Origin of the sequence: Serinibacter arcticus, from assembly GCF_004786095.1 — a bacterium.
Taxonomy (GTDB): Bacteria; Actinomycetota; Actinomycetes; order Actinomycetales; family Beutenbergiaceae; genus Litorihabitans; species Litorihabitans arcticus.
The window spans coordinates 903,248-929,362 of record NZ_RHPJ01000001.1 but is presented as its reverse complement, the minus strand read 5'-3'; the positions used below and the strand labels follow the sequence as shown (position 1 = coordinate 929,362).

Genomic DNA, 26,115 nt, shown 5'->3' with positions numbered 1-26,115 from the left:
CGCGGCCCGCACCGGCCTGCGGGGTGGATCGGCGGCGTCCAGCCCCGCCGATCCACCCCACAGCGCTCGAGAGGGTCAGCCGGCGGTCAGGCGCAGGCCCCGGGTCCGACGACGGCGGAGCACCAGTCCGCCCCCGGCCAGCGTCAGCGCCGCGGCGGCGGCCAGCAGTCGGGCCGCGTCGCTGCCGGTCGCGCCGAGGGCGCTGCCGGCGCCCGCGCCGCCCGCGCCACTGCCGCCACCCGCACCGCCAGCGCCGCCGCCCGCTCCCGGCGGCAGCGCGCCGCCGGTGCCGGTCTCGGTCGGCGGCTCGGTGGCCGGCGGCTCGGTCGTGGGCGTCTGCGTCGCGCCGTCGGCCAGGGAGACGAACGTCAGGAACACGTCGCTCGCCCCCGCGTTCGCGGCGCCGTCGACCGCACCGAAGGTCACGCCCTGCACCCACACCCCGGCGCTCCCGTCGGGGCCGGTGCCCGCCGCCGCGAACAGGTTCGCCTCGTCGTAGAGGTCGGCGCCGTCGCGCTGCGCCGAGCCGAGCTGGCGCACCTCGCCCGGCGTCCCGTCCGCGTCCAGGGGCAGCACGACGACGTCGACCCCGCCCGCCGGGACGCCCCACGCGCCGTCGGTGTGCGCCACGAGCGTCACACCGCCCGACGCCGGGTCGTCCCCGGGCACGAGCGCCGCACCCCGGTCGTCGCCGGCGGTGCCGAGCTGCCGCTGCCAGCGCACGGTGCCGTCGGTCCCGAGCGCGATCGCCATCGCGTCGACGCCGCCGGAGCTCGCCGCCCCGGGCAGCACACCCCCCGTGTACCCGGCGGCGACCACGCCGTCGGGCGTCGTCACGAGCGCCTGCAGCTGGTCGGCCGCCCCCGTGCCGATCTGGTGGAGCCACAGCAGCGCGCCCGACGGCGAGTACCCCGCCACCCACGCGTCCAGCCCGCCGGCCGCGGTGCCGCCGGGCATCGCGCCCGTGGTGCTGCCGGCGACGACCACGGTGCCGTCGGTCGCCGTCGTGACCGCGTAGGCCTTGTCCTCACCCGGGCCGCCGAGCTGCGCCGCCCAGAGCACCTCCCCGCCCGCGCCCACGTGCACGAGCGCCGCGTCCTTGTCACCGGCCGTGGTGCTGCCGGGCAGGGAGCCGGAGGTGTAGCCCGCCAGGAGGGCGCCGCCGGCGCCGTCGGCCGCGACCGCGTAGGCGCGGTCGGCCGCCGCGGGGTCGCCGGCCGTCGTCGTCCACAGCCGCTCACCCGCACCGGAGACCCGCGTGAGCACCATGTCGTCGGTCGCGGCGCGCGAGTAGCCGCCCACGAGCGCGCCGCCGTCGCCGTCGTCCACCACGCCGTAGGCCCGGTCGTTGGCGGGGCCGGCGATCGCCGTCGTCCACGCGAGGGCGCCGTCCGCCCCGCGGCGCTGCACGACGGCGTCGAGCCCGCCGGCGCCGGTGTGCTCCGCGGTCGACCCGGCGAGGTTCGTCGCGGTGATCGTGCCGCCGTCGGCCGCCGCGAGCACGCCGCCCGCAAAGTCCTCGCCGTCGGACCCGGTCTGGGTCCCGGGGAAGGCGGGGGGCGTGGAGGTCCGCAGCCGCGGCCCGAGGTCGCGCATGCCCTCCTCGAAGCCGCGCGCCCAGACGCCCCAGTCGTGCCCGCCGTCGTACACGCGCAGCTCGGAGCTCACGCCGGGCACGCGCTTGGCGGCGTTGTAGAGGGTCGCCGCCTCCTGGTCGAGGTCGTGCAGGGCATCCTCCGGCAGCGGGTTGACCCACTCGTCGTCGCCGACCGCGATGAACAGGCGCACCGGCAGCGCAGGGTCGAGCGCCGCGAACGTGCTCGGGTAGGCGAGCTCGGTGTAGCGCGCGTCGTCGAAGAGCGCCTGCCCGACGCCGTACGCGCCGAACTCGCGCGCCGAGGAGTCCGCGGGCGGGAGGGGCACGTAGACGGCGGGGCTCAGCACGAGGCCGGCCGAGAAGAGGTCCTGGTGCGCGGTGGCGTAGCGCAGCGCGCCCGCACCCCCCATCGAGTAGCCGCCGACGGCGCGCGCACCGCGGTCGTCGACCGTCGCGTAGGTCGTGTCCACGTGGTCGACGAGGTCGGTGGTGAAGGCGGTCTCGACGGCGGCCCCGCCGTCGGCCAGCGAGTCCACGTAGTAGCTGCCGCGCTCCGACCACGGCGCGTCCGGCATCACCACGATCATCGGCGGGATCGCGCCCTCGTCGATGAGGGCGTCCAGCTGCGGGGCGACCTGCGTCCACGCGGCCATGGTGTCGCCGCGGCCGTGCAGCAGGTAGAGGGTCGGGTACCGGGTGGTGGCCGGATCGCCGGGATCCGCCGCGGCGTCGTAGCCCGGCGGCAGGTAGACCGTGGACTCGATCGTGCCGACGGCGGCGGACGGCGCGCTCGTCGTCGTGAGCGTGCCGGCGGGCGGGGCCGCGGCGGCCGGGGAAGACCCGGCCGGGACGACGGCGAGCGTCGTCCCGGCGATCAGGGCAGCGGCGCCGAGGGCGAGGGAACGGGCGAGGGGGCGGGCGAGCGGGTGGTGGTGGAACACGAGGACTCCTTCGTCGGTCGTGCGGGGTGGGCAGCCAAGGGGGCGGGCGCTAGCGGGGTGGGGTGCGGGTGAGGATGCGAGTGGCGCGGCCACGCATGGCGGGGTCGACCATCGCGCCGTCGGGCAGCCGGGTCACGGCCCCGCCTGACGTCTCGAGCGCGACGACGACGGCGCGCGCCCACGCCACCTCGTCCCGGCTCGGTGCGAACGCCCGCGCGATCACGGGCAGCTGGGAGGGGTGGATCGCGACGCGGCCGCTCGCCCCGAGCGCCCGGCCGCGCACGGTGTCGGCGAGCAGCCCGTCGAGGTCGCGGATGGCGGGGTAGGCGGACAGCATCGGTGCGTCGAGGCCGGCCGCGCGCGCCGCGAACAGCAGGCGCACCCGCGCGTACGTGATCGGCGCCTCGGCGTCCGGACCGGTGCCCGTTCCCAGGTCGCTGCGCAGGTCGGACTCCCCGAGCGCGAGGCGCGTCACGGCGGGGTGGGCCGCGACGGCGACGGCCGCCTCGACACCGCGCGCCGTCTCCAGGATCGCTGTCACGGGGCGGGGCCCGGCCGCGGCGACGACGTCGTCCAGCCCGTCCGTCCCCTCGACCTTCGGCAGCCGCACCTCGACCGCCCCGGCCGCCGCCGGCAGGGACGCGAGCGCCGCCAGGTCGGCGTCGTGCCACGGCGTCCCGACGGCGTTCACTCGCACCTGCAGCACGGGCCGCCCGCCGTCGCCCGTCCCGAAGAACCGCCCGACCCAGGCCACGACGGCCTCGCGGGCCGCGTCCTTCGACTCCGGGGCGACGGCGTCCTCGAGGTCGAGGATCAGCAGGTCGGCGCCGGTCGCGAGGGCCTTGTCGAACCGGTCGGGCCGGCTCCCGGGAACGTACAGCCCGCTGGTCGGCGGGAGCGTCGGGGCGGCCGGCGTGCTCACACGACCCCCGCCCCGCGCAGCTCGGCGATCTCCTGCGCCGAGTAGCCGAGCTCACCCAGCACCGCGTCGGTGTCGGCCCCGGGGGCGCGCCCCGTGTGGGCGATCACCCCGGCGTCCCGCGAGAGCCGGAACAGCGGTCCCTGCATCGCGATGTCGCCGAGGTTCGGATCCGGCAGGGTGCGGATCGTGCCGAGCGCCGCGAGCTGCGGATCGGCGGCGATGTCCGAGGCGTCGTAGATCGGGGCGATCGCGGCCTGCGCGGCCTCGAACGCGGCGATGACCTCGGCGCGCGGCCGGGCCGCGATCCAGGACCCCACGGCGTCGTCCAGCTCGTCCGCGTGCTCGGCGCGGGTCGCCCCGGAGGCGAACCACGGCTCCTGCGCCAGGTCCGGGCGCCCCACGAGCGTCATCACGCGTTCCGCGATCGACTGGGCCGACGTCGACACCGCCACCCACGAGCCGTCCGCGGTCGCGTAGGTGTTGCGCGGGGCGTTGTTGGAGGAGCGGTTGCCGGTGCGGGCCTGGACCGTGCCGAGCTGCTGCCACCGCGAGATCTGCGGCCCGAGCAGCGCCAGGATCGGCTCGACGATCGCGAGGTCGACGACCTGGCCGAGGCCCGAGCGCTCGCGCGAGTGCAGCGCGACCATCACGGCGTACGCGGTCGCGAGCGAGGCGACGCCGTCGGCCAGCCCGAACGGCGGCAGGGTCGGCGGCCCGTCCGCCTCGCCGGTCATGGCCGCGAAGCCGCTCATCGCCTCGGCCAGCGTGCCGAATCCCGGCCGACGGCGGTACGGCCCGATCTGCCCGAAACCCGTGACGCGGGCCAGCACGAGGCCGGGGTTGTCGGCGCTCAGCGCGTCGTACCCGAGTCCCCAGCGCTCCAGCGTGTCGGGCCGGAAGTTCTCGATGACGACGTCGGCGCTCGCGGCGAGCCGCCGGAACGCCTCGGCGCCGTCGGGGGAGGACAGGTCGAGCTGCACGGTCCGCTTGTTGCGCCCGAGCGTCGCCCACCACAGGTTGTGACCGTCGCGCGAGGGGCCGTGGCCGCGCGAGGGGTCGGGCCGGCGCGGGTGCTCGACCTTGATGACCTCGGCGCCCATGTCGCCCAGGTGCATGGCGGCCATCGGGCCGGCGAACAGCGTCGAGGCGTCGATGACGCGGAGGCCGTGGAGGGCGCCCCGGTCGTCTGCGGGCACGCTCACGAGGCGCTCCTTCCGTCGTCGGGCAGGTCCCAGCAGACGCGGAACCCGATGCTCGGCGACCGTTCGACCCCGAGCCCCGGCAGCAGGAGCTTCAGCGCGAACTCCGGCGGGCGGACCCCGCCGTCGGTGTACCAGTCCGAGCCCTCGCTGACGTGGTCGCTGCCGCCCTTGAGCATCACGAACCGGGTGCGGCCGTCGGTGTGCTCGCTCTCGGTCCAGCTCCAGACGGCGGGCGCGCGGCGCTCGAAGCCGGGCAGGACGGCGGCGAGCTGCCACTCGTCCTCGGTCGGCAGCCGCCCGCCCCGCCAGGCGGCGTAGGCGCGCGCGTCCGCGAGGTTGACCCCCGTGACCGGGGCGTCGTCCCCGCGGCGCTCGCCGCGGAACCGGTGCGCGACGGCCGGGGCGTACCCGGTCGCCGCGACGAACGCGTCGAACTCCGCCTCGCTCACCTCGCGGGCGGCGACGGCGACCGGCGCCGTCAGCGTGCACGTGCGCTCGAGCGTGCGGGAGTCGTGCAGGCGCGGCGGCAGCGGCTTCCACTCCTCCACGTACGGGGCGCCGTCGTACATCCCGGTCTCGCGCTGCCGGTGGCGCACCGTGAGCACGTGCTCCCCGGCGTCGACCACGACGTGCGGCGCCGAAGGCGCACCGGTGGTCCGGGCGACGCCGATCCGGTGCGCGCGTCGGTGCGGGAACGCGGGCTCGGGAGAGCCCGCCGGCGGCTCGGCGAGCTCGGCGAGCAGCGGCGCGAGGTCGCGCTCGCTCCCCGGCGGCAGGTGCACGACGGCGGCGATCGAGCGCGCGGGGACGCGCACCTCGAGCCCCGGGGCGGCCGCCCCGGACCCTTCGGGGTTAAGGGACCCGCCGTCGACCTCGCGGGTGAGCGTCACGCCGTCGTGCAGCGCCACCCACGCTCCCGGAGCGTCGGCGGGCAGCGTGAGCACGCGGTCGACGTCGGACCGGCTCGCGATCGTCCACAGGCGCAGGTCCTCGCGCTCGTACAGCGACGCGAAGAGACCCTCGCCGGGGGCGTCGGGGCCGAGATCGGCGAGCGGGGTCCACCGTCCCTCGTGCAGCACGTCCGCGAGCGCGCGCTGGACCGGGAGCATGCGGCGCAGCGTGGCGGCGTCGCGCGCGTTCCACCCCACCCAGACGCCGAACACGACCTCCCAGACCATCACCCCGACGCCGTTGAGCCACGCCGAGGTCAGCTCCTCCGCGTGGTCGCGGTTCCAGCGCCGCACGTGGTGCTGCAGGTGGCGGCGCTCCAGCCAGTGCGCGCGCAGCACCCCGGGGACCGGGGAGTCGGCGAACCACTGCGCCCACGACGTCGCGTGGTCGGCGATCCGCTCCGTGGCGAGCTTGGACTCACCCTCGAGCGCGATCCCGGGGCGGGCGGCCTCCAGGGTCGCGACGAGCTCGGGGTCGGCCTTGCGCAGCGTGTCGAGGAAGACGCCGTCGGCGCCCAGGCGGCGGATCGTGGCCGCGAGCTCCTGCGCGTCGGTGCCCGGCGAGCGGCGCGTGCCGGTATCCCACGGGTTGTAGTCGACGAAGACCGCGACCCCCGCCGCGCGCAGCTCGGCCGCCGCCTCCGCCAGGCCGGGGACGTCGTAGAAGTCCCACTGGTTGCGGTCGTCGATGCCGATGACCGGGTAGGCGTGCCAGAGCACGACGCCGTCGAGCCCGCCGAGCCGCTCGCGCGCGTCCGCCAGGAACCGCGCGGGTGCGAAGGCCTGGGCGTCGGCGTCGAAGAACAGCTCGTCCCACAGCCACACCTGGGCGACGGCGAAGCACCGCGACGCCCACGCCGCCTCGGGTCGGGCGTACCGCGCGCCGAGGTCGGGGTGGCGTGCCAGCACGCCGTCGCGCCAGGTCCCGAGGGCCTCGCGCCACGCGGGCCAGCGGGCGGGATCGGTGGGCGGGGCGAGGATCTTGGCGTCCTCCAGGGCGACGGCGACCTCGCCGTCGCGCAGGTCGACGTCCAGCGGGACCTCGCTCCAGCGATCGATCTCGCGGGGGACGAGCGGATCGAACCCGCCGCTCATCGCGCCCCCTCCCCGTGGGAGCGACCTTCCCGCGCCGAGGACGACCCCGCGGAGGTCGCTCCCGGCACGGACGGGTCGCTCTCGGCAGAGGTGGCGGGGGCGGAGGCGGACGCGGCGGAGGTGAGCGCCGCGGCGACCTCGGCGTGCGTCGGCGTCGCGTCGGCCGCGCCGGGGCGCTGCACCGCGAGCGCACCCGCGGCGCTGCCCCACCGCGTCGCCGTCACGAGGTCGTCCCCGGCCGCGAGCCGCGCCGCGAGCACGCCGCAGAAGCAGTCGCCCGCGCCGGTCGTGTCCACCGCGGTCACCGGGGTGCTCGGCACGCTCGTGCGCACGCCGTCGGACACGACGACGGCGCCGCGCGCGCCCAGCGTCACCACGAGTGCTCGCACGCGTCCGGCCAGGCGGTCGACGGCGTCGGCCAGGTCGGCGGCACCGGTGAGGTCGCGCGCCTCGTGCTCGTTGACCACGAGCACGTCGACGTGCGGCCACAGGTCCTCGGGCAGCGGCGTGGAGGGCGCCGCGTTGAGCACGAAGCGTGCGGCCTCGCGGGCCGCGCGAACCACGGTCACCATCGGGATCTCGAGGCACGCGAGCACCACGTCGGCCGCTGCCACCGCGGCGAGCTCGTTCTCGTCGAGGTCCGTCAGCGCGGCGTTCGCCCCCGCGACGACGACGATCGAGTTCTCGCCGTCGTCGCCGACGGTGATGAGGGCCGAACCGCTCGGCGCGTCCGCGAGGCGGCGCACCGCGTCCGTGCCGACGCCCGCCCCGGTGAGGGAGGCGAGCAGGGCGTCGCCGTCGGCGTCACGTCCGAGCGCGGCGACGAACCGGACGTCCGCGCCGCCGGAGCGCGCCGCTCCCACGGCCTGGTTGGCGCCCTTGCCGCCGGGGCTGCGGGCGATCGAGGAGGCCATGACGGTCTCGCCGGGCCCGGGGATGCGCACGACGCGCAGGGTCGTGTCGAGGTTGGCGCTGCCGACCACGGTGACGCTCATGCGCCGGCCCCCGTCGCCGTCGCCGTCGCCGTCGCCGTCGGCGAGCGGAACGCGACCGCCAGCTCGCGCGTCCGGGCGGCAAGGTCCTCGATGCGCCGCTGCGCCCCACCCGGCATCGACGTGGCGATCCGGCCGTCGATCGGGCCGGTCCAGGCCGCTCCGATCGGCGCCCCGAGACCGCCGAGCACCGATCCGACGGTCGCGCCGGCCGAGTCGGTGTCCCAGCCGCCGAGGACGGCGGCGGTGACCCCCGCGGCGACGTCGCCGCGCGAGGCGGCCACGGCGTACGCGATCAGCGCGGCGTTGTTGAGCGTGTGGACCCAGTGCAGGTGGCCGAGCTCGGCGTGCAGCGTGACGAGCACCTCGGCCTGCGGGCGGCCGGAGGCGGCGAGCTCGCGGCCGAGCGCGATCGCCCCGGCGAGGCGGCTGCGCGGCGGGACCACGGTGTCGGCGAGGTCGAGGACGGCGCCGGTGCCGCCGTCGTCGCGGGCCTGCGGATCCGGCAGCGCGACGGCCGCCGAGCACAGGGCGGCGGCCCACATCGCCCCGTACAGACCGTTGCGGGTGTGGCTCAGCCGGGCGTCCGTCCACGCGAGCCGGGCGGCGGAGCGGACGTCGCCGGGGTGGACCCAGCCGTACGCGTCCGTGCGGATCAGCGCGCCGATCCACTCGCGGAACGGGTTGAGGTGCGTGGCGGTCTCGGGCGCCTCGCGGCCGTCCAGGAGGTTGCGGTAGGCGGCGCGCTCGGCGGTGAAGACGCGGCCGCCCGGCAGGTTGTCGAGCCAGCCTTGCGCGACCTGGTCGGTGCTCAGGCCGGCGCCGTGGGTGTGCAGCAGGTGCAGCGCGAGGATCGGGAAGTTGAGGTCGTCGTCCTCGGGGGCGCCGTCGACGTTCTCGGCGAGCGACGTCGGCGCGCTGCGGCGGTTCCACGGCCACGCCCGCGCGACGTCGTCGGGGAGCCCGACCGCCGAGAAGTAGTCGCTCAGCGGCCAGCGACCCCCCGCCCGCAGGATCGCCTCGATCCCCTCGCGCGGGATCTTCTCGACCGGTTTGCCCAGCACGCAGCCGACGGCGCGGCCCGTCCAGGCGCCGGTGTAGCGCGCCAGCGACGGCACGTCGAGGACGTTCGAGGGGCCGGGCGCGGGAGCCGCCGCCGGCAGCAGCGCCTCGATCGCCTCCCAGCCGTCCGGCTCCTCGGCGCTGCGCGGGGTGGCGTGCGCGAGCTCGGCCAGCAGGCGGCGCGCCAGGGCGCGCACCGCCGTCGTCGCCGGCACGTCGCCCGCGCCGCTCCGGGGCGGGACGGGCGAGCCACCGGCCGCCACCCAGCGGGTGGCGACGTCGTCGAGCACGGCGCGGTCGGCACCCTGCTCGGCGAGCGCCACCAGCTCGTGGGGCAGCAGGTCCTCGGGCTGGGCCCAGGTCAGTCGCACGGTGATGATCTCCTGTGGTTCGCGAGGTGGTTTCGGGCGTTCGCGAGGTACTTCTCGTCGGCTCAGTCCGCCAGCAGCGCCGTGGCGGCGGCCGCGCGGGTGCGGGCGGCCTCGGCGTCGTCGGCCAGGACGTCGCGCACGACGGCGGTCATCACGTCGGCGACGGCGTCCAGGTCGATCCGGCTCGCCGTCGCGACGTCGCGGCGCCAGTCGGCCGGGACCGAGTCCAGGCCGTTCAGCCCGCCGCAGATCGCGCCCGCCATGGTGGCGATCGAGTCGGCGTCGCGGCCGTAGTTGACGGCGCCGAGCACGGCGGCGCGCGTGTCGCCGTCGTGCGCCAGGACGAAGCCGAGCGCCGCGGGCAGCTCCTCGATCGCTTTGGTGCGCGAGGGCAGGCGGGCGTCCATCGCGGGCTTGCGGTACTCGGGCCCGACCGTGTCGTAGGGCGCGACGGCGTCGCGGATCGTCTCGCGCACCTGCGCGGTCGTGGGCGACGGCGTCCGCGCCAGCAGGTCGGTCACCGCCGTCGTGACGGCGCCGATCGCGGCCGCGGTGCCGTCCTTGGCGAGCGAGGTCGCGGCGGCCATGACGGAGGCGACGTCCGCACCCGGGGCGACGGCGGCGGCCACCGTGGCGGCGAACACCCCGGCGGCCTCGCGACCGTAGGAGACCTGGTGGGCGCCGGTGACGTCGATCGCCTCGCGGTAGGCGGCGGCGGGGTCCCCGGCGTTCACGAGCCCGACGGGCGCCATGTACATGGTCGCGCCGCAGTTGACGATGTTGCCCACACCGGCCTCGCGCGGGTCGACGTGCCCGTAGTGCAGGCGCGCCACGATCCACTTCTCCGCCAGGAAGACGCGCTGCAGGATGAGGGCCTCCTGCTCGAGCTCGGGCACCCAGCGGGGTTCGCCGATCATCAGCGGCACGAGGTCCTCGGCGACGGCGTACGCGTCCAGGTGGCCGCGACGGTGCGCGTAGACCTCGACCAGCGCGTGCGTCATGAGGGTGTCGTCGGTGACGTGCCCGTCGCCCTTGTGGTACGGCGCGATCGGCCTGGCCGTGCGCCAGTCCGGGTAGTACGGCGGCACGATCCCGGTGACCTCGCCGCCGTGGCGCTGCGCGATCTGCTCCGGCGTCCAACCCTCGGTCGCGCCACCCAGCGCGTCCCCGACGGCGGCACCCGCCAGCACGCCGGCGACCCGGTCGGCGAGGTGGCCGGGGGTGGTCTCGGCCGCGGGGGCGGCGTCGGTCTGGTCAGGTGCGGTGGTCGTCTGCTGTGTCATGTCGCTGCGTCCCGTGGTTGGTGGGGTCGCCCCGGGGCGCGCATGGGTCGCGCCCCCCGGGGCCGTGCTGGTGGTGCGGCCGTCAGCCGCGGTTGACCTGGCTCCAGCCGTCGGTCATCTCCGAGCGGAGCGCCTCGAGGTCGATCTCCCCGGCGAGGTACCGCTGCAGCGCCGGCGTCGCGACGGTCTCGTTCCACTGCTGGTAGAGGTCGACCTTGAGGAACGCGGGGGCGGTGAGGTTCTCGCCCGAGGCGAGGATCTGGTCCCAGCCGGGCTGGTCGGCGGTCAGACCGGCGAGAGCCTCGCGGGCCTGCTCCGACGTCGGGATGAGCGCGTCGGCGTAGTTCAGCGCGGCCAGGTTCTCCGGCTCCATGAGGTACTCGATGAACGCCGCGGACTCCTCGACGTGCTCGGAGTCGACGTTGACCGAGAACGTCTGCGGGTTCGCCGACTGCGCGGAGCTCGCGGAGCCCTCGAGCGGCGGCAGGACGGTCCAGTTGAAGCCCTCGGGGGCGTCGGCCGCGATGTTCGTGGCCTGGAACGAGCCCTGCACGGTCATCGCGACCTGGCCGCCGTAGAACGAGGGCAGGACCTCCGAACCGGACTGCGTGAGCGAGACGGGCTGGATGGAGGCGTCCGTGGTCGCCATCTCGTTGATCGCGAGCGGCACGGCGAGCTCGGCGTCGCCGACCTCGATCTCGACGTCGGTGCCCTCGCCGGAGAAGAACGTGCCGTCGTTGCCGAGCCCGAGCGACATCACGGTCGCGGTCGGGCTCTTCAGGCCCCAGCCGAGGCCGTACACGCCGTCACGCGTGGTGGCCCGGGCGATCTCGCGCAGCTGGTCCCAGGTCATCGTGTCGCCCGTGGGGACCTCGACGCCGGCGGCCTCGAGCAGGTCGGTGTTCGCGAAGACCATGTAGGACTGCATCATCGTGGGGTAGGCCACGATCGCGTCGTCGACCGTGACGGACTCCCAGACGCCGTCGCTGATGCCGCTGCGCAGGTCCTCGGAGATGTAGTCGGTGAGGTCGGCGAGGTAGCCGTCCACGGCGAACGGGCGGATGCCCGCGGCCTCGAAGTGGATGACGTCGGGCGCTGAGCCGCCGTTGAACTGCGTGACGAGCTTGTCGTAGACGCCGTCCCACGCGGCCGGGACGATCTCGACCTGGACGTCCGGGTTGGCGGTGTTCCACTCGTCCACGAGCCGCTGCGTCTCCGCGATGGTCGCCTCCTGGCCGGCGAGCGACTGGAAGGTGAGCGTGACGGCGTCGCCGTCGGCGGCGGAGGACCCGCCGTCACCGCCCCCTCCCTCACCGGAGGTGCTGCTGCCCTGCTGGCACGCGGAGAGGGCGAGGGTGAGCGCGAACGCGCCGGCGACGACGGCGGCGCCTCGGTTCCTGATCATGGTGGGACCTTTCGGGTGGTGGGTGGTGAGCGAGGGGGGAGTCAGCCCTTGACGGCGCCTGCGAGCGAACCGCTCGTGAGGCGGCGCTGCAGGAGGCCGAAGATGACGAGCGACGGGATCGTGGCCAGCACGGCCCCGGCCGCGAGCGGTCCGAGCTGCGTCTGGCCCTCGAGGCCGATGAACGTGCGCAGCGTGAGCGGGAGCGTGTACAGCTCGGGCGACTGGATGAGCACCAGGGCGAGGAAGAACTCGTTCCACGCGGCGACGAAGGTGAACATCGCCGTCGCCACGAGCCCGGGGACCAGGAGCGGGAAGACGATGAGGCGCAGCACCGTGAAGCGCGTCGCGCCGTCCATCGACCCGGCCTCCTCGAGGTCGCGCGGGATCGCGGCGACGTAGCCCTGCAGCATCCAGAGCGTGAAGGGGAGCGTGAAGGTGACGTAGACGAGGATCAGGCCGAACATCGTGTCGTTCAGCTGCAGCGTCCGCAGCACGATGAAGAGCGGGATGATCAGCAGGATCGCGGGGAACACCTGGCTGACCAGGATCCACGCGGTACCGGCGGCGCGGAGCTTGCCGCGGAACCGTGCCAGCGCGTAGGCGGCGGGCATCGAGACCAGCGTGGTCACGACCATGGTGACGACGGAGACGAGCAGCGAGTTGCCGGCCGAGCGGATGAGGTTCTGCCGGTCGAGGGCCTGCGGGTAGTTGCCCCACGCGAACTGCTCGGGGATGAGGTTGACGGCGAGGGAGTTGATCTCGCCGGAGGACTTCAGCGACGTCGACAGCAGCCACAGCAGCGGGAAGCCGAGGAAGACCAGGTAGGCCGCCAGGGCCACGTACTGCCCGGCGCGGGCGAGCGGGTTGCGCGTGATCACGACTGGACCGCCTTCCCGCGGCGGAGCTGGACGAACAGGTAGCCCGAGAGCACCAGGACGACGGCGAGCACCATGACGTTGCCCATCGCCGCGGCGTACCCGGTGTTGCGGTTCGTGAACGCCTCGAGGTAGGTGAACAGCATCGGCAGCATGGTCTTGCCGCCCGGACCGCCCTCGGTGAGGACGTAGACGAGGCCGAAGGAGTTGAAGCTCCAGATGAAGTCGAGCGACGTGATCGCGAAGATCACGGGGCGCAGCGCGGGCAGCGTGATGTGCCAGAACCGGCGGAGGCTGGAGGCGCCGTCGACGGCCGCGGCCTCGTGCTGCTCGATCGGGATCTGCTGCATGCCGGCCAGGAGGAGCACCGTGGACTGCGGGATGCCGCTCCAGACCGCGACGACGATGACCGCCGGCAGCGCCGTGGAGAAGTCCCCGAGCCAGTTGACGCCCTCGAGACCGACGGCCTCCAGCCCCGCGTTCAGCGGTCCGGCGGTGGGGGAGTAGATCAGGCGCCACACGATGGCGACGACGACGGGCGGCATCGCCCACGGGATCAGCGCCAGCACGCGCGTGATGCCCTTGAACTTGAGGTCGGCGTTGAGCAGGAGCGCGAGGCCGAGTGCCGCGACGAGCGTCAGCAGCGCCACGCTCACCGCCCAGATCAGACCGATGCGGAAGGACTCCCAGAAGAACGTGTCGCCCAGCAGCCGGGAGTAGTTCTCCAGGCCGGTGAACTCGCTGGTGGAGTTGCGGCGCAGCGTCGAGTTCGTGAAGCCGAGGTAGATGCCGGTGACCAGCGGGATCACCGAGAACACGAGGATCGGGAGCGTCGCGGGGATGACCAGCGCGGCGGCCTCGGTGCGCTGCGCGCGCGACGCGGTGCCGCGACGGGGCCGGCGCGGAACACCGCCGGGCGTCTCGGGGCTTCCCGGCGTGCCGGGGCCGCCGGGGTCTCCCGGCGGGCGGGTGGGGGTCAGGGTCGTCATCGGTTACCTGCCTGCGGGGTGGGGGCGCTGGAGCCGCGCACGTGCAGCAGCGGGGGGACGCTGAGCACCTGCGGGGCGCGGGTGGGGTCCTCGATCCGACGCGTCAGCAGCTCGGCGGCGAGCTGCCCGCGTCGGCGGGAGTCGAGGCTGACCGAGGTCAGCGGGGGGTGGACGATCTCGGCGAGCGAGGTGTCGTCGACGCCGGTCACGGCCAGCCGGCCGGGGACGTCGAGCCCGAGGTCGTGCGCGGCGTGGAGGGCGCCGATGGCGAGGAGGTCGTTGGCGGCGACGATCGCGTCGACGGGTCGTCCGGCGGCCGTGAGGATGCGGTGGGCGGCCTCGCGACCCGCCGCCATGGTGAAGTCGGCAGCCTCGTGGGTGGAGGCGACGACGTCCAGGTGCGCGACGGCGTCGTCGAACCCGCGACGCCTGGCCGCACCGGGCGTGGTGTCGCCCGGGCCGTTGAGGAAGGCGATCCGGCGTCGCCCCTGCGCGTGGAGGTGCTCGACGGCGAGCGCCACGCCGCGTGCCGAGTCGGTCATGACGGTGTCGACGCCGGCGCCGTCGGGGAGCCGGCCGATGACGACCACCGGGATCGGGGTCGCGGCGATCTCGGCGACGAGCTCGGCGGTGACGCGCAGCGGTGACAGGACCAGCCCGTCGGCGTAGCCGCGACGCATGCTGCGCAGGAGGTCCAGGACGTCCGCGACGTCGCGCGTGCCGCCCGTGGCCGTGACCTGGAGGCGGAAGCCGCTGGCGGCCACGACCTCCTGGACGCCGGTCATCATCTCGACGTAGACGGGGTTGCCGATGTCGTCGACGGCGAAGGTGATCTGCCCGGTCGCGCCCATCTTCAGGGCCCGGGCGGAGGCGTCGGGAACGTAGCCGAGGTCGTCGGCGGCGCGGCGGACCTTGTCCACGGTGGCGGGGCTCGCGACGAGGCCGTTCAGGGCGCGGGAGGCGGAGGCGATGGAGACGCCGGCGCGCTGCGCGACCTGGGTCAGGGTTGCCCGGTGAGCCATGTGACCTCCTCGTCACGACGGTGGGCGCTTCCTGGAAACGATTACAGCGCCCGGTGATGGAGACGTTTCCACATCGGCGCGGTCGGGGTCAACCCCGTGACCGGATCCTGACTCGGTCCTGACGTGCCGTGAGGCTGGGGGCTGGAACGCAGCAACGCGGCAGATCGGCGGCGCCTGACGCCGTTGATCTACCGCGTTGCTGCTTCTCGTGGGTGATGGGGACAGGCTGTCACTGCACGGACGCCGAGTTCGGGGCTTTGTGCCGAGTTCGGGGCCAGGGGCCCCGAACTGAGCGCTAAACCCCGAACTCGGCGGAGACTGCCCCGAACTCGGAGCAGGAGCCCGAACTCGGCGGTCGGTGGGTCGGCCGTCAGCGGGTCAGCAGCGGCTGCCCCCGGGTCAGGCGCGCGCGGCGCCGTCCCCGGCCGCCACGAGCTCGCGCTCCGGCTCGTCCGTGAACAGGTCCTCGGCCGACGCCGAGTCGTACTGCTCCTGGTCCAGGATGCCCTCGCGCTTGGCCACCAGCGTCGGCACGAGCGCCTGCCCGGCCACGTTCACCGCGGTCCGGCCCATGTCCAGGATGGCGTCGACCGCGAGCAGCAGGCCCACGCCCTCGAGCGGCAGACCGAGCGTCGAGAGCGTCAGCGTCAGCATGACGATCGCGCCGGTGAGTCCCGCCGTCGCGGCGCTGCCGACCACCGAGACGAACGCGATGAGCAGGTAGTCCGTGATCGAGAGCTGGATGCCGTAGAACTGGGCGACGAAGATCGCCGCGACGGCGGGGTAGATGGCGGCGCAGCCGTCCATCTTGGTCGTCGCGGCGAGCGGCACCGCGAACGACGCGTAGCCCTGGGGCACGCCGAGGTTGCGCTCGGTGACCCGCTGCGTCAGGGGCAGGGTGCCGATAGAGGAGCGCGAGACGAACGCGAGCTGGATCGCGGGCCAGGCGCCGCGGAAGAACTGCACGATCGACAGGCCGTTGGTCCGCAGCAGGATCGGGTAGAGCACGAACAGCACGAGGGCGAGGCCGGCGTAGATCGCGACGGTGAACATGCCGAGCGTCGGGATCAGGTCCCAGCCGTAGGTCGCGATGGCGCGTCCGATGAGGCCGATCGTGCCGAGCGGCGCGAGGCGGATGATCCACCACAGCACCTTCTGCACGACGGCGAGGGCCGAACCCGCGAAGGTCAGGAACGGCTCGGCCTGCTTGCCGACCTTGAGCGCCGCGAGGCCGACCACGATCGAGATCACGACGATCTGCAGCACGTTGAAGCTGAAGCCCACCGAGCTCCCGTCGGAGCCCACCGAACCCTCCAGGCCGAGGACGTTCGTCGGCAGCAGCCCGACGAGGAAGTCGGTCCACGAACCGCTGCGACCGGGCTCGTAGGTGGGGTCGGCGCTGATGCTGGTGCTCGTACCCGGCTGCAGCACGAGCCCGAGGACGATGCCGATACCGACCGAGATCAGCGCGGTGATCGCGAACCACAGCAGCGTCTGGCCCGCGAGCCGCGCCGCGTTCTTGACCTGGCGCAGGTTCGCGATGGAGGCGACGATCGCGAGGAACACCAGCGGCGGAACGACGGCGCGCAGCAGGTTGATGAAGGAGCTTCCGACGGTCGCGAGGACGTCCGTGAGCCAGTTGGGCGTCTCGTCGTCGATCGGCCCCATCTCGCGGGCGACGAAGCCGAGGGCGACGCCGAGCACCAGCGCGATGACGATCTGGGCCCCGAACGACGGGAGCCTCAGCCTCCGGCGGGCGGGTTCGGTCTGCTGGCGCTGCTCGGGGGCTTGCTGGGACGACACGGGGCGACCTTCCTTCTGGCATGACGAACACCCGAGGGATCGGGGTGTCGGATCTACTGTGCGCCTCGGGTGAACGCTCCGAACCGACCGCCGCATTCCGTCCGCATCACGAGACCTCCACCCGGGGTGGACCGCCGCGGGCTTGCTACCGTGGCGAGATGCCCTCCGCCGCACGCGTCGACAGCTGGCTCTGGGCCGTCCGGATGTACAAGTCGCGCTCGGCCTCCGCTGCCGCGTGCCGCGGTGGACACGTGGAGGTCGACGGCGACCGCGCCAAGCCCGCCACGACCGTGGGCGTCGGCTCCACCGTCACCGCCAGGGTCGGCGACCGGATCCGGATCCTGGAGGTGATGGATCCGATCGTCAAGCGCGTCGGCGCCCCCGTGGCCGTGCGCTGCTACCTCGACCACTCCCCACCGCCCCCGCCGCGCGAGCTCGTCGCCCCCATCGCGATCCGCGACCGCGGCGCCGGCCGCCCCACGAAGCGTGAGCGCCGCGAGATCGAGCGCCTGCGGGGCCACTGAGCCGGATCGCCGAGGCACCGGGGGAGCCCGACGGCGTCGCGCCGGATCGCACGCGGCCCCTGGCGCGTTGTCGGTGGCCGGTGGTATCCAGAACCCATGGCGATCGAGACGCAGGCCCCGACGACGACGACGGCGACCACCCCCGGCGTCGAGGCGCCCGTCGAGGGCGTGCTCGAGCAGGCGGAGCGCCTGCGCGGTGAGCTGCGGGGGTTCGCCTACCGCATGCTCGGTTCGCCGCACGACGCCGAGGACGCGGTGCAGAACGCCATGGTCCGCGCGTGGCGCAGCGCCGAGAAGTTCGACGGTCGCAGCAGCGTGCGCACCTGGATGTACCGGATCCTCACGAACGTCTGCCTCGACGAGATCTCCGCGCGCAAGCGCCGCGCGCTCCCCGTCGACCTCGAGTCCCAGGCCTCCCCGCCGGTCGTCGCGTCGCTCGGGGAGCCCCTGCCCGCCAGCACGTTCGTCGAGCCGGTGCTCGACTCGATGATCGGTGACCCGGCCGACGTCGTCGTCAGCCGGGACTCGGTGCGTCTCGCGTTCGTCGCGGCGCTGCAGCACCTCCCCGCCTCGCAGCGTGCCGTCCTGGTGCTGCGCGACGTGCTCGCGTGGCGTGCCGCCGAGGTGGCGCAGCTCCTCGAGATCTCGGTGGCCGCCGCCAACAGCCAGCTGCAGCGGGCGCGCGAGACGATGGCGGCCGTGCGGGACGGGTCCAGGGGTGCCAGGCCGAACGGGACGCGCGAGGTCGAGGAAGACGTGGTCGCGCGGTACGTGGCCGCGTTCGAGCGCTACGACATGACGGCGCTCGCGACCATGCTGGCCGAGGACGCGGTGATGTCGATGCCTCCGTTCCGGCTCTACCTCGCCGGTCGCGCGGACGTCCTCGCGTGGCTCGTCGGCCCCGGCCACGAGTGCGAGGGTTCGCGCGTGCTGCCGGTCGAGGTCAACGGCGGCCCCGGGTTCGCGCAGTACCGGCGGGATCCCGACGGCGGTCACGTCCCCTGGGGCGTCCACGCGCTCGTGGTGCGCGACGGCGTGGTGGCCGAGGAGACCGTCTTCCTGGGGGCCGAGATCTTCGCGGCGCTCGGGCTGCCCGCCCATCTCGACTGAGCAGGCCGGGCCCGACGTGGTGGGTCCTCAGGCTCCCGCGCCCCGGATCACCCCGGTGATGATGAGCGTGACGACGGTCGTCCACGCGACGATCGCGACGCCCTGCCACAGGAGCACGCGTCCCTTGGGCACGCCCGCCCCGACGAGCATCACGGCGGTGAAGTGCGTCGGCAGCAGCAGCGGCCCGAGCAGGCTCACGCCCGGGACCCCGTAGCGCGTGAACGCCTTCTGGAACTTCTCGCGGCGTGCGGTCGGCCGCGCACCCTCGCCCCGACCGGTCACGGCCGAGCGGACCCGCGAGCCGAGCAGCACGAGCAGCGCGACGCACAGGAAGTTGCCGGCGGCGCCGGCCAGAGCGGCGACGACCGGGTGGATCCCACCGACGATCCCGATGGCCGCCGCGCCCTCGCCCTCCACGAACGGCACGGCGCCGGCGAGGGCGACGATCAGCGGCTGGACCGCGGTGGGCACGTCGGCGACGAGCTCCTGGAAGTTGACGATGAGGTCGGTGAGCGGGTTGGCCATGGTGGGTCCTCCTGGGTCGGTCGCCGGGATCGGTGTCCCGGCCATGACTCCAGTCCACCGGATCGCCGGCGTCCCCGTCAGGGCACTCCCTCACCGCCGCGCGTGAGGTGTGGCCCCCGACGGCGGTGACATCCGTCATGCACCGCGGCGCGCGGCCTCCAGCGCGGCGAGGTCGAGCCTGCCCATCTGCATCAGCGCGGTGTTGACGCGGGCGTTCGCCTCCGGGCCGTCCTCGCCGCGGAAGATCGGCTCTGACGGCACGATCTGCCAGGAGAAGCCGAACCGGTCCGTGAGCCAGCCGCACCGCGACTCCTGGCCGCCGCCGGCCAGCAGCGCGTCCCAGTAGTGGTCGATTTCGGCCTGGTCGGCGCAGGGGACCTGGAGGGAGACCGCCTCGGTGAAGGGGAGGTCGGCGCGCCCGTTGAGACCGAGGAAGGCCTGCCCGTCGAGCTCGAACGCCACGGTGATCACGGTGCCCGACAGGTCCCCCGAGTTGTTCGGGTAGTGCTCGGTGTGCGTCACGCGGGAGTTCGGAAAGACCGAGACCCAGAACTCGGCGGCCTCGGACGCCTCTCCCCGGAACCACAGGCACGTGGTGAACATCGACATGAGGACCTCCTGGTGCGGACCGCCGCCGCTGCTGCGCACGACACCGGGTGGACCGGCGTCGCCGGGAGAAGTCATCGGTGCGCCGACATCCACCCGACACACTTGGGGTCCACAATGCGTCCCAGACGACAGTCCGTCGCCTCCACGGCTCCGATCAGGGGAACGCCATGTCCATGACGCAGCAGCTGTTCCGGCGCAAGCCGATCACCCCGCCCTCCACCTCGGAGGACGGCCTCGCGCGGAACATCTCGACGTTCCAGCTGACGATGTTCGGCGTCGGCGCCACCGTCGGCACCGGCGTCTTCTTCGTCATGCACGAGGCGGTGCCCGACGCCGGCCCGGCCGTGATCGTCGCGTTCCTGCTCGCGGGCCTCGCAGCCGGCCTGTCCGCCCTCTGCTACGCCGAGATGGCCTCGACCGTCCCCGTCTCCGGATCCACGTACTCCTACGCCTACGCGACCCTCGGCGAGGTGGTCGCGATGGGGGTCGCCGCCTGTCTGCTCCTGGAGTACGGCGTCTCGACGGCGGCCGTGTCGGTCGGCTGGAGCGACTACCTCAGCCTCCTGATCGAGAACCTCACCGGCTGGGGGATCCCCGACGTCATCAAGGCCGGACCGTTCGCCGAGACCGCCGGGGTCATCAACCTGCCCGCCGTGATCCTGGTCGCGATGTGCGCGTTCCTGCTGATCCGGGGCGCGAGCGAGTCGGCGAAGGCCAACGCGGTCATGGTCATCATCAAGCTCGCGGTGCTGCTGTTCTTCGCGGCGATCGCGTTCACGGCGTTCCAGGCCGACAACTTCTCCGACTTCATGCCGAACGGCGCCGGGGGCATCACGCTGGCGGCGGGCGCCATCTTCTTCACGTTCATCGGGCTCGACGCCGTCTCGACCGCCGGGGACGAGGTCAAGAACCCCCAGAAGGCGCTCCCGATCGCGATCCTGTCCGCGCTCGGCATCGTCGTCGTGGTCTATCTCGTCGTCGCGATCGCAGCGCTCGGCACGCAGCCGTGGACGGCGTTCTCCGACCCCGAGCAGCAGGACGCCGGCCTCTCCCGGATCCTCGAGCTGGTCACGGGCTCGGCCTGGCCCGGCACGATCCTGGCCGCTGGCGCCGTCATCTCGATCTTCTCGGTCACGCTGGTCACGATGTACGGCCAGACCCGCATCCTGTTCGCGATCGGTCGCGACGGGCTCCTGCCGAAGACGTTCTCGGCGGTGAACCCGCGCACCCGCACCCCCGTGAACAACACGATCATCGTGGCGATCGTCGTCGGACTGCTCGCCGGCTTCGTCCCGCTCGACTCGCTGTGGGACCTCGTCTCGATCGGCACGCTGATCGCGTTCATCGTCGTGAGCGTCGGCGTGATCGTGCTGCGGCGCACGCGCCCGGACCTGCCCCGCGGCTTCCGGGTGCCGGGCTACCCGGTCGTGCCGGTGCTGTCGATCCTCGCCTGCGGCTACATCCTCACGGGCCTGCACTGGACCACCTACCTGTGGTTCCTCGCGTGGCTCTCGGTCGTGCTGGCGTTCTACTTCCTGTGGGGCCGGAAGCACTCGCGGCTCAACGGTCTTCTCGACGCGAACGGCAAGGTCCGCGCGGACGCCGTGCACGGGGAGGAGCGGTGACCGTCCTCATCGCCTACGCGCCCGACAAGGGCGGACGCTCCGCGCTGACCCTCGGGGCGGCCCTCGCGCAGGCGCGCGGCGAGGACGTCGAGCTGGTCCACGTCGCGGTACGGACGTGGCACGCGGCGCCCGGCAACGTCGACGGTGAGTTCCGGCAGTGGGCCGCCGAGAGCGCCGACGAGGCCACGCGCCACGGAGTCGTCGAGCTCGCGGCGCTCGCGCCGGACGTCGCGGTGCGCACGCACCACGTCGAGGCCCGCTCGATCGCCGGTGCGATCCTCGACGCCGTCGCGCGCTTCACGCCGTGCGTGGTCGTCCTCGGATCGGGCCGGGACGGTGCGCTCGGTCAGATCACGCTCGGGGCGACGGCGAACCGCATCGCCCACTCCAGCACCGTGCCCGTGGTCGTGGCCCCGCGCGGCTACCGTCCGGCGCCGCTGCGTCGCGTCGTGGCCGCGTGGTCGGAGGCCGACGACGCGCGGCTGCTGGGCGAGGTGGCCTCGTTCGCCCGCGCGGGTGACCTCGGTGTCTCGGCCGTGACGTTCGGACGGTTCGCGGGCAGCATGTTCCCGCCCGAGGTGGGGCTCGACGCCGAGGACGACGTCGTGGCCGCCTGGAGCGAGCGCGCCCTGGGGGCGCTCGGGCGCGCGGCCGCGGCCGCCGGGCTCGACCCGACCGCCGACGTCACGCTCGCGGTGGGACCGGACTGGCGCGCGGCCGTCGACGCCGTGGCCTGGGAGAGCGGCGACCTCCTGGCGGTCGGCTCGCACGGGGGCGACGTCGTGCGTCGCGTCTTCCTCGGCTCCAGCGCCGCGAAGATCGTGCGGCACTCGCCGGTGCCGGTCCTCGTGCTGCCCGGCTGAGGTCCGCGCGCCCGCTCAGCGCGTCCCGAACACCTGGGCCCAGTACGAGCGACCGTCCGCGCCGAACGCGACGGCGAAGCCGACCTCGGTCAGGTCGGGGTTGACGATGTTGGCGTGGTGCCCGGGGGAGTCGATCCAGCCCTGCACGACCTCGCCGACCGAGCGCTGCCCGGCCGCCACGTTCTCGGCCCCGGCGCGGTACCCGACGGCGCCGAGCCGGGCGCCGAGGCCCCCGTTGCCGTCGTGCGTCATCGTCAGGATCGAGGCCTGGTGGTCCGCCTGCCCCTGGGCGGCGCGGTTCAGGTCCTCGCTGATCGTCAGGGCGGGCAGCCCGAAGGCGGCCCGTTCGGCGTTGGTCAGCCCGAGCGCCTCGGCGGCACCCTGCGACGCGGCCGGGATCGAACCGTCGTCCGCGCGGTAGCCGACCACCACCACGACCATGGGTCGGCCGTCGGGCAGGGTCGCCTGCGCGAGGCCGACGGCGCTGACGCCGGGGTCGGTCAGCGTGGCGCGGGCGTCGCCGTCGGCCAGCCACGCGGTCACCGCACCGCCGATGTCGCCCACGCCCCCGCCGTTGCGGGCCAGCGCCGAACCGGTGGCGAAGCCGGCCGCCGCGAGCTGCGCGCCGAGGTCGCCGTCCCACTCCGTACCGCCCCGGCCGTAGTGGTCGGCCTGGGTCTGGGCGAGCGCCGTCAGCCCGTCGTGCCGCGCGAGGGCGCCGGCTCCGGCGTCGGCCCTGGCCGCGTTGAGCGCGTCGACGGCGGAGCGCAGGCCCGCGGCGACGTCGGGGACGGGCGCCGGCGGGGCGGGGGTCGGTGAGGCCGGGGGAGCGGTCGTCGACGGCTCGGCGGGCGCGGGGTCGACCGGCGCGAGGCTCTCGACCGGTTCGGCGGACGGGATCGACGGGGCTGACGGGGCCGGGGCGGGCGTCGGCTGCGGGGCGGTGGTGGTGGAGGTCGGCGGCGGCTCGGGCGAGGCGTCGGGCGGCCACGGCGCCGGGTTGGCGCAGCCCGCGAGAAGTCCCAGGCCCAGCGCGACGGCGACCCCGACGCGGTACCTCAGGGGCGCGCGGAGCCTCGGTGCGCGCGTCACTCCGATCGCTTCCACAGCCCCATCCTGCCCTGCCGCTCCGGCCGCCCGTCCTGACCTCACGCTCACGTCTCACCCAGCAAACTCACAGGGCCGTGTTACACACTCGTTCACGTGGATGAGGAACACTCAGTCACGTAGTTGATCCGTCAATCGACCCCGGAGGACCCATGACCCTCGCAGCGCGCCGTGCCGTGACCGTCGCAGCCTCGCTCGCCGCTGTCGGAGCCCTCGCCGCGTGCGGCACGGGAGAGGCCACCGACGCAGTCGAGAACGGGTCGGCCTCCGAGTCGGCCACCGCCTCGCCGACGCCCTCCGACCAGGCGTCGGAGTCGACGTCCGAGGATGCCTCGGAGGGCGCGTCCGCCGACGGGTCGACCGGCGGCACCTACGCCGACGGCACCTACTCGGCCACCGGCTCCTACGTCTCCCCGGGCGGCCCGGAGAGCATCGAGGTCACCCTCACCCTGACGTCCGACGTGGTCTCGGCGGTCGAGGTCGTCTCCAACGCCGAGAACCCCAACTCGGTGCGCTACCAGGGCGAGTTCGTCGACGGCATCGCGGACGTCGTCGTCGGGGTCGCCCTCGACGACCTCGAGGTCGACAAGGTCGCCGGCTCCTCGCTCACCTCGGGTGGTTTCAACGAGGCCGTGGAGACCATCAAGGGCGAGGCAGGTGCCTGACCTTGCTCCACCCGCTGGCCGCATGCTCTTCGAGGGCATCGGCACGCACTGGAGGATCGACACCCCGCAGACGCTCCCGCTGAGCGTCGAGGCACGCATCCAGGCGGCCGTCGCGGAGTTCGACTACATGTGGTCCCGCTTCCGGCAGGACTCGCTCGTCACGGCGCTCGGCCGGGAGGGCGGCACGATCCCCGTCGGTCACGACGGCGAGGCGATGCTCCGCCTCTACTCACGCCTGTACACGGCGACCGACGGTGCGGTGAACCCCCTCGTCGGCGCGGCGCTCGAGCACCTCGGCTACGACGCGAGCTACCGGCTGACCCCGCTGCCCGGCGCCCCCGCCCCCGTCCCCACCTGGGAGGGCATCTTCCAGGGGACGACGGCGCTGCTCACCGTCCGCCGCGGCACCGTGCTCGACGTCGGTGCCGTCGGCAAGGGCCGCCTGGTCGACCTCGTCGCCGACATCCTCGTGCGCGCCGGTCAGAAGGCGTTCACGGTCGACGCGGGCGGCGACATGCGCCACCTCGGCCCCGGTCCGGACGGCGATGCGCCCCTGCGCGTCGCGCTCGAGCACCCCTTCGACACCTCGCGCGCCGTCGGTGTGGTGGGCCTGCGCGACGCCGCCATCGCCGCCTCGGCGACCAACCGCCGAGCGTGGGCCGAGGGCCTGCACCACGTGATCGACGCCCGCACCGGTCGGCCGGTCGGCGACGTCGTCGCGACCTGGGCCGTCGCGCGGACGGCCATGCTCGCCGACGCCGCCTCCACCGCGGCGTTCTTCCTGCCGCCCGAGCAGGTGCTCACGGCGCTCGACGGCGTGCACGCCGTCGTCGTGATGCCCGCGCGCGGACCGCTGCGCTCGGCCGGACTGCCCGGCCCGGCCGACGCGCAGGGCGCCGACGTCCGCCCCGCCCCGCTCGCCTACGGAGAGGTGTTCGCATGAGCACGCTGCGCCGCCCCCTCGCCCGCCTGGACGGCATCCTCGGCCGCATCTCGATGTATCTGCTCGCGACGGTGTCGCTCGTGGTGATCGCCCTGGTCGCGATCGTGCTCGCGGCCGTCGGCCGGCTGACCTACCCGCCCGGTGCGATCGCGCTGAGCCTCGTGGTCGGCGTCGCCGCGACGTTCGCCGGCACCGTGCTGGGCGGTCTGCTCACGCGGTCGGCGCCGCACGCGCCGTCGTCGGTCATCACGGGCCTGATCCTCGCGCTCGTGCTGTGGCCCGGGTACGGGCAGGACCTGCTCGTGCTGGCCGTGGCCGGTCTCGCGGCGGGCGTCTCGAAGTACGTGCTCGCGTGGCGCGGGCGCCACGTCCTCAACCCCGCGGTCGCCGGTCTGCTCGTCATCGGCCTGACGGGGTTCGGCGCGAGCATCTGGTGGGTCGGCAGCCAGGCGCTGCTGCCCGTCGTGCTGGTCACCGGGCTGCTCGTCCTGTGGCGCACGCGACGCCTGCTGTACGCGCTGAGCTTCGTCGTCCCCGCCGTCGCGCTGACGATCCTCGGCTACACCTCCTCGGGGCTGGCGCTCGGGCAGGCCGTGACGTTCGCGGTCGGCTCCAGCCCGATCCTGTTCCTCGCCGCGTTCATGCTGAGCGAGCCGCTCACCACGCCCCCGCGCCGCTGGCAGCGGCTGCTGGTCGGCGTGCTCGTGGCCGTCGTGTCCGTGCTGCCCCTGTACGTGCACGCGCCGCTGGTCACCCCGGAGCTGGCGCTCGCCGTCGGCAACGTCGTCGCGTTCGTGTTCGGCATGCGCCACCGGGTCGTGCTGCGGCTCGACGGCGCACGCCGCAGCGGCGACCTCCTCGACCTCACCTTCACGCCGTCGGCCCCGCTGCGCGTCCGTCCCGGCCAGTACGTGGAGATCGACGTCCCGCAGGCCGGGATGCGCGACGTCCGCGGTCGCCGTCGCGTGCTCAGCGTGGCCTCGGACCCCGCCGGCGGCCAGGTCCGCCTGGTCACGCGCGTCGCCGCCACCCCGGGCGCGACGCCCAGCCCGGTCAAGGCGGCCCTCGCGACGCTCGAGCCGGGGTCGACGCTCGCCGTCACCTCCGTCGGCGGCGACTTCCTGCTGCCCGAGCGCGAGGCGCGCCTCGCGCTCGTCGGTGCCGGTATCGGCGTCACGCCGTTCCTGTCGCAGCTCGACGCCGTGGCGCGCGGTTCGCTCGAGGCGCTAGACGTGGTCCTCGTGCACGCCGTGAAGGACGTGGCGGACGTCCTCGACGTCGTCACGGCCGCCGCGCCGCAGATCCCCGGTGGCGGGGTGTCCGGCTCGATGCCCGCGCGCGCGCAGCTGCCCGCGGGCGTCCAGCTCGTGCTCGTCGTCCCGCCGGGCGTCTCGCGCGACGCCGTCCCGGCCGGCTGGCGCGTGGTCGAGGGCGCTGCCCTCACGCCCGACGTGCTGGCCGCCGCCGTGCCGGACCTCGCCGAGCGCGAGGTGATGGTGTCGGGCTCGCCGATCGCCGTCGCCGCCGTCACCGACGCCGCCAGGGCGGCGGGCGTGCGCAGGATCCGGACGGACGTCTTCCTCGGGTACTGATCCCGTCCGGGTGCCGCGGCACCGACGCCGGCCCGCGGGTTGC

Annotated in this window: 22 protein-coding genes; 7 read left to right on the top strand and 15 right to left on the bottom strand. The window is 74.4% G+C overall.

All coding sequences use genetic code 11. From position 1 onward, the window contains the following. Positions 1 to 75: 75 nt before the first annotated feature. The 12 genes from SERN_RS04330 to SERN_RS04275 all read right to left on the bottom strand — a co-directional run bounded on the left by SERN_RS04330 (position 76) and on the right by SERN_RS04275 (position 16,509). Positions 76 to 2,538, bottom strand: coding sequence for an alpha/beta hydrolase-fold protein (locus SERN_RS04330; protein ID WP_135848827.1), 2,463 nt, complete (start codon positions 2,536 to 2,538; stop codon positions 76 to 78). A gap of 49 nt (positions 2,539 to 2,587) precedes the next feature. Continuing rightward, positions 2,588 to 3,460 (bottom strand): HpcH/HpaI aldolase/citrate lyase family protein, encoded by an 873-nt coding sequence (locus SERN_RS04325; protein ID WP_135848826.1) that lies wholly within the window; start codon positions 3,458 to 3,460, stop codon positions 2,588 to 2,590. Further along, a complete protein-coding gene (locus SERN_RS04320; protein ID WP_135848825.1) occupies positions 3,457 to 4,662 on the bottom strand; it encodes a CaiB/BaiF CoA transferase family protein in 1,206 nt (401 codons plus the stop codon). The genes SERN_RS04325 and SERN_RS04320 overlap by 4 nt, the downstream gene beginning before the upstream one ends. Further along, positions 4,659 to 6,707 (bottom strand): SUMF1/EgtB/PvdO family nonheme iron enzyme, encoded by a 2,049-nt coding sequence (locus SERN_RS04315; RefSeq protein WP_135848824.1) that lies wholly within the window; start codon positions 6,705 to 6,707, stop codon positions 4,659 to 4,661. Before SERN_RS04315 ends, SERN_RS04320 begins: the two co-directional genes overlap by 4 nt. Next, positions 6,704 to 7,702, bottom strand: coding sequence for a ribokinase (locus tag SERN_RS04310; protein WP_135848823.1), 999 nt, complete (start codon positions 7,700 to 7,702; stop codon positions 6,704 to 6,706). The genes SERN_RS04315 and SERN_RS04310 overlap by 4 nt, the downstream gene beginning before the upstream one ends. Further along, complete coding sequence (locus SERN_RS04305) at positions 7,699 to 9,132, bottom strand: ADP-ribosylglycohydrolase family protein (RefSeq protein ID WP_135848822.1); 1,434 nt, start codon at positions 9,130 to 9,132, stop codon at positions 7,699 to 7,701. Before SERN_RS04305 ends, SERN_RS04310 begins: the two co-directional genes overlap by 4 nt. Before the next feature lie 62 nt (positions 9,133 to 9,194). After that, entirely contained in the window at positions 9,195 to 10,415 is a 1,221-nt protein-coding gene (locus SERN_RS04300) for an ADP-ribosylglycohydrolase family protein (protein ID WP_135848821.1), read from the bottom strand. A gap of 82 nt (positions 10,416 to 10,497) precedes the next feature. Next, complete coding sequence (locus SERN_RS04295; protein WP_135848820.1) at positions 10,498 to 11,820, bottom strand: ABC transporter substrate-binding protein; 1,323 nt, start codon at positions 11,818 to 11,820, stop codon at positions 10,498 to 10,500. Positions 11,821 to 11,861: 41 nt separating this feature from the next. After that, a complete protein-coding gene (locus tag SERN_RS04290; protein WP_233251450.1) occupies positions 11,862 to 12,698 on the bottom strand; it encodes a carbohydrate ABC transporter permease in 837 nt (278 codons plus the stop codon). Next, the gene (locus tag SERN_RS04285; RefSeq protein WP_135848819.1) at positions 12,695 to 13,684 is read right to left on the bottom strand and encodes a carbohydrate ABC transporter permease; all 990 of its coding nucleotides are present in this window, start codon (positions 13,682 to 13,684) and stop codon (positions 12,695 to 12,697) included. Before SERN_RS04285 ends, SERN_RS04290 begins: the two co-directional genes overlap by 4 nt. Further along, positions 13,681 to 14,706 carry a LacI family DNA-binding transcriptional regulator gene (locus SERN_RS04280; protein ID WP_135848818.1) on the bottom strand — a complete coding sequence of 342 codons (1,026 nt, stop codon included), beginning with the start codon at positions 14,704 to 14,706 and terminating at the stop codon, positions 13,681 to 13,683. The genes SERN_RS04285 and SERN_RS04280 overlap by 4 nt, the downstream gene beginning before the upstream one ends. A gap of 399 nt (positions 14,707 to 15,105) precedes the next feature. Continuing rightward, positions 15,106 to 16,509, bottom strand: a complete 1,404-nt coding sequence (locus tag SERN_RS04275; RefSeq protein ID WP_233251449.1) for a dicarboxylate/amino acid:cation symporter — start codon at positions 16,507 to 16,509, stop codon at positions 15,106 to 15,108. A gap of 158 nt (positions 16,510 to 16,667) precedes the next feature. On the opposite strand from SERN_RS04275, the gene SERN_RS04270 reads away from it, so the two are divergent. After that, on the top strand, positions 16,668 to 17,033 hold the full coding sequence (locus SERN_RS04270) for an RNA-binding S4 domain-containing protein (RefSeq protein WP_135848816.1): 366 nt from the start codon (positions 16,668 to 16,670) through the stop codon (positions 17,031 to 17,033). A gap of 96 nt (positions 17,034 to 17,129) precedes the next feature. After that, positions 17,130 to 18,143 carry a sigma-70 family RNA polymerase sigma factor gene (locus tag SERN_RS04265; RefSeq protein WP_135848815.1) on the top strand — a complete coding sequence of 338 codons (1,014 nt, stop codon included), beginning with the start codon at positions 17,130 to 17,132 and terminating at the stop codon, positions 18,141 to 18,143. A gap of 27 nt (positions 18,144 to 18,170) precedes the next feature. On the opposite strand, the gene SERN_RS04260 is transcribed toward SERN_RS04265, so the two are convergent. Together SERN_RS04260 and SERN_RS04255 are read right to left on the bottom strand one after the other, a co-directional pair. After that, complete coding sequence (locus SERN_RS04260; protein ID WP_135848814.1) at positions 18,171 to 18,668, bottom strand: small multidrug efflux protein; 498 nt, start codon at positions 18,666 to 18,668, stop codon at positions 18,171 to 18,173. A 135-nt stretch (positions 18,669 to 18,803) separates the two neighbouring features. Continuing rightward, a complete protein-coding gene (locus tag SERN_RS04255) occupies positions 18,804 to 19,277 on the bottom strand; it encodes a VOC family protein (RefSeq protein ID WP_135848813.1) in 474 nt (157 codons plus the stop codon). Positions 19,278 to 19,444: 167 nt separating this feature from the next. Here SERN_RS04255 and SERN_RS04250 point away from each other — a divergent pair, with 167 nt between their 5' ends. After that, the gene (locus tag SERN_RS04250) at positions 19,445 to 20,902 is read left to right on the top strand and encodes an amino acid permease (RefSeq protein WP_199241490.1); all 1,458 of its coding nucleotides are present in this window, start codon (positions 19,445 to 19,447) and stop codon (positions 20,900 to 20,902) included. Further along, the gene (locus tag SERN_RS04245) at positions 20,899 to 21,765 is read left to right on the top strand and encodes a universal stress protein (protein WP_158292558.1); all 867 of its coding nucleotides are present in this window, start codon (positions 20,899 to 20,901) and stop codon (positions 21,763 to 21,765) included. Before SERN_RS04250 ends, SERN_RS04245 begins: the two co-directional genes overlap by 4 nt. 15 nt (positions 21,766 to 21,780) lie before the next feature. Here the strand turns inward: SERN_RS04245 and SERN_RS15960 are convergent, their stop codons facing one another. Beyond that, the gene (locus SERN_RS15960) at positions 21,781 to 22,872 is read right to left on the bottom strand and encodes a CAP domain-containing protein (protein WP_135848811.1); all 1,092 of its coding nucleotides are present in this window, start codon (positions 22,870 to 22,872) and stop codon (positions 21,781 to 21,783) included. A 152-nt stretch (positions 22,873 to 23,024) separates the two neighbouring features. On the opposite strand from SERN_RS15960, the gene SERN_RS04235 reads away from it, so the two are divergent. From SERN_RS04235 to SERN_RS04225, 3 genes are read left to right on the top strand one after another with little or no spacing between them, the layout of a single operon-like run. After that, a complete protein-coding gene (locus SERN_RS04235; RefSeq protein ID WP_135848810.1) occupies positions 23,025 to 23,537 on the top strand; it encodes an FMN-binding protein in 513 nt (170 codons plus the stop codon). A 22-nt stretch (positions 23,538 to 23,559) separates the two neighbouring features. Beyond that, on the top strand, positions 23,560 to 24,480 hold the full coding sequence (locus SERN_RS04230; protein WP_135848809.1) for an FAD:protein FMN transferase: 921 nt from the start codon (positions 23,560 to 23,562) through the stop codon (positions 24,478 to 24,480). Beyond that, the gene (locus SERN_RS04225; protein ID WP_135848808.1) at positions 24,477 to 26,072 is read left to right on the top strand and encodes an FAD-dependent oxidoreductase; all 1,596 of its coding nucleotides are present in this window, start codon (positions 24,477 to 24,479) and stop codon (positions 26,070 to 26,072) included. The genes SERN_RS04230 and SERN_RS04225 overlap by 4 nt, the downstream gene beginning before the upstream one ends. Positions 26,073 to 26,115: the final 43 nt, after the last annotated feature.